Source organism: Pseudonocardia sp. SID8383, from assembly GCF_009864975.1.
In the GTDB taxonomy this organism is placed as follows: Bacteria; Actinomycetota; Actinomycetes; order Mycobacteriales; family Pseudonocardiaceae; genus Pseudonocardia; species Pseudonocardia alni.
The window spans coordinates 1-2,257 of sequence record NZ_WWFY01000694.1 but is presented as its reverse complement, the minus strand read 5'-3'; the positions used below and the strand labels follow the sequence as shown (position 1 = coordinate 2,257).

The 2,257-nt window shown below is 78.1% G+C and carries 2 protein-coding genes and 1 pseudogene; 2 read left to right on the top strand and 1 reads right to left on the bottom strand.

The window, feature by feature from the left end; all coding sequences use genetic code 11:
* Positions 1-247: 247 nt before the first annotated feature.
* A complete protein-coding gene (locus GTW08_RS16880; RefSeq protein ID WP_073576593.1) occupies positions 248-1,060 on the bottom strand; it encodes a glutaminyl-peptide cyclotransferase in 813 nt (270 codons plus the stop codon).
* 39 nt (positions 1,061-1,099) lie between these two features.
* On the opposite strand from GTW08_RS16880, the gene GTW08_RS16875 reads away from it, so the two are divergent.
* Positions 1,100-1,933 carry a DUF3027 domain-containing protein gene (locus tag GTW08_RS16875; protein ID WP_308292867.1) on the top strand — a complete coding sequence of 278 codons (834 nt, stop codon included), beginning with the start codon at positions 1,100-1,102 and terminating at the stop codon, positions 1,931-1,933.
* Positions 1,930-2,257: pseudogene (locus GTW08_RS16870) on the top strand (molecular chaperone Hsp90); the annotation flags it as partial. The gene GTW08_RS16875 and the pseudogene GTW08_RS16870, both read left to right, overlap by 4 nt.

Sequence of the window (2,257 nt, the reverse complement as noted above, 5' to 3'; positions counted from 1 at the left end):
GACCGTGGCCGGGCCGGGGCGGGGCAGCTCGTCGGTGGCGGCACCGGCGGAGCGCGCACGGCGCAGCGCCGGGTCCGAGGCGATCGGGGTGGTGATCGGGGTGGTGCGCGGGGCCGGGCCACGTCTCGACCCGGCCGCCCGGCGGCGGCTGCGGAACGGGTTCGGTGCCACGCGGTCATTGTGCAGGCGGGCACCGACGGTTCCGGCGATCCCGCCGGGTGGTGTCACCCGCCCGGCGCAGCGCCGGTCAGGCCGGGGGCACCGGGAGCCGCACCCGGAACGTCGCCGGCCACAGCTTTCCGGTGAGCAGGTACTCGTCGTCGTCGACGTGGGCGATGCCGTTGAGCACGTCGGCCCCGGCCCGCTGCCCGGCCGGCAGCAGCCCGGTCGCGTCGACGACGGCGTCGACCACCCCGGTCGACGGGTCGATCCGCACCAGGTCGTCGGTCTGCCAGACGTTGGCCCACACCCGGTCACCGACGCACTCCAGCTCGTTGAGCCGGCTCACCGGGGCGCCGTCCAGGGTGACGGCCACCGAGCCGGTCCCCGCCAGGTCGGCCGGGTCGTGGAAGAACAGCCGGTCGGTGCCGTCCGAGCGCACCACGCGGTCGCCCAGCAGGCACAGCCCCCAGCCCTCGCCGTCGACGGGCACCTCGCGCAGCGGCCGCAGCGTCGCCCGGTCCCACTCGACCGCCACCCCGTCCTGCCAGGTCAGCTGCCAGATCCGGTCCCCGACGACGGTGATGCCCTCCCCGAAGTACGCCGGCGGCAGCGGGCTCGCCGCCCGCACCGCGCCCGTCGCCGGGTCCAGCGCGCGCAGCTGCGAGCGCCCCACCCGGCCGGTCCCCTCGTAGAGGGTCCCGTCGCGCAGCTCCAGGCCCTGGGTGAACGCCTGCGGGTCGTGCGGGACCTCGGCGAGGACCTGCGGACGGACCACCGGAACGGGGCCCGGGGCGGGCAGCCCCGTCGCCGGGGCCGCGGCCCCGCAGGCCGCCAGGGCCAGCAGGAGGGGGAGCAGCCCCGTCACGGAGGGGCGGCGGAGCAGCGCTCGGGCGGGCACCCGCCCAGGATGCCCGGGCACGGGTGGCACACTGGTGAGGTGAGCACTGGTGAGGTGGGTGTCGAGGTCGGCGACTCCGGTGACGAGCGGGCGGAGACGCCGCAGCCCCGGGTGACACCCGCGCCGTCGCACCTGTTCGACGCGGTGGACGAGGCGCGGGCCGCGGCCGTCGAGGAGGCGGCCGACGAGCTGGGTGACGAGGCGGCCGTGGCCGCCGTCGGCGCGCACCTGGGCACGACCGCCGAGGACGACGGCTCGGTCACCCATTCCTTCGCCGCACACCTGCCCGGCTACCGCGGCTGGCGGTGGGCGGTCACCGTCGCCGCCGCGGCCGGTGACGGGCCGGTGACGGTCTCGGAGTCGGTGCTGCTGCCCGGCTCGACCGCGCTCGTCGCGCCCGACTGGGTGCCGTGGGACCAGCGCGTGCGCCCCGGTGACCTCAAGCCCGGCGACCTGCTGCCCACCCCGGCCGACGACCCCCGCCTGGTACCGGGCTACGTCGACTCCGGGGACCCGGCCGTCGACGCGCTGGCCCGCGAGGTCGGCCTCGGCCGCGAGCGGGTGCTGTCGTTCGAGGGCCGCATCGCCGCCGCCGAGCGCTGGCAGGACGGGGAGCGCGGCCCGGCCGCCGACCTCGCCCGGTCCGCCCCCGCGTCCTGCGGGACCTGCGGGTTCCTGGTGCCGCTCGCCGGGTCGCTGCAGGGCGTGTTCGGGGTCTGCGCGAACGGCTCCTCCCCGGCCGACGCCCAGGTCGTCGCCGTCGGCTTCGGCTGCGGCGCGCACTCCTCGGTCGCCGAGCAGCCCGGCTCCCCGGTCCACGTCTCGGCCCTGGTCTACGACGACGGCGTCGACCTCGAGCCGGTCGGGTCCTGAGCCCTCCCGGCGTCGCGGACGGCACCGACCCGTTCGGCACGGCGGCGCTGCGGGACGGGGTCCTGGCGGCCTGGTCGTCGTCGCCGACCCGGTTCCGTGAGGACGTCAACGCCGAGGACGACCTGCGCCGCGGCGGGTACGCCGACACCTGGGTCGCCGAGCTGCTCCAGAACGCCGCCGACGCCGCGCTCGCCGCGGACCTGCCCGGCCGGGTCCGGGCCGTCGTGGTGGACGGAGAGCTGCGCGTCGCCAACACCGGTGCCCCGCTCGACGCCGCCGGGGTCGCCGCGCTCGCCGCGCTGCGGGCCTCGGCCAAGCGGGACG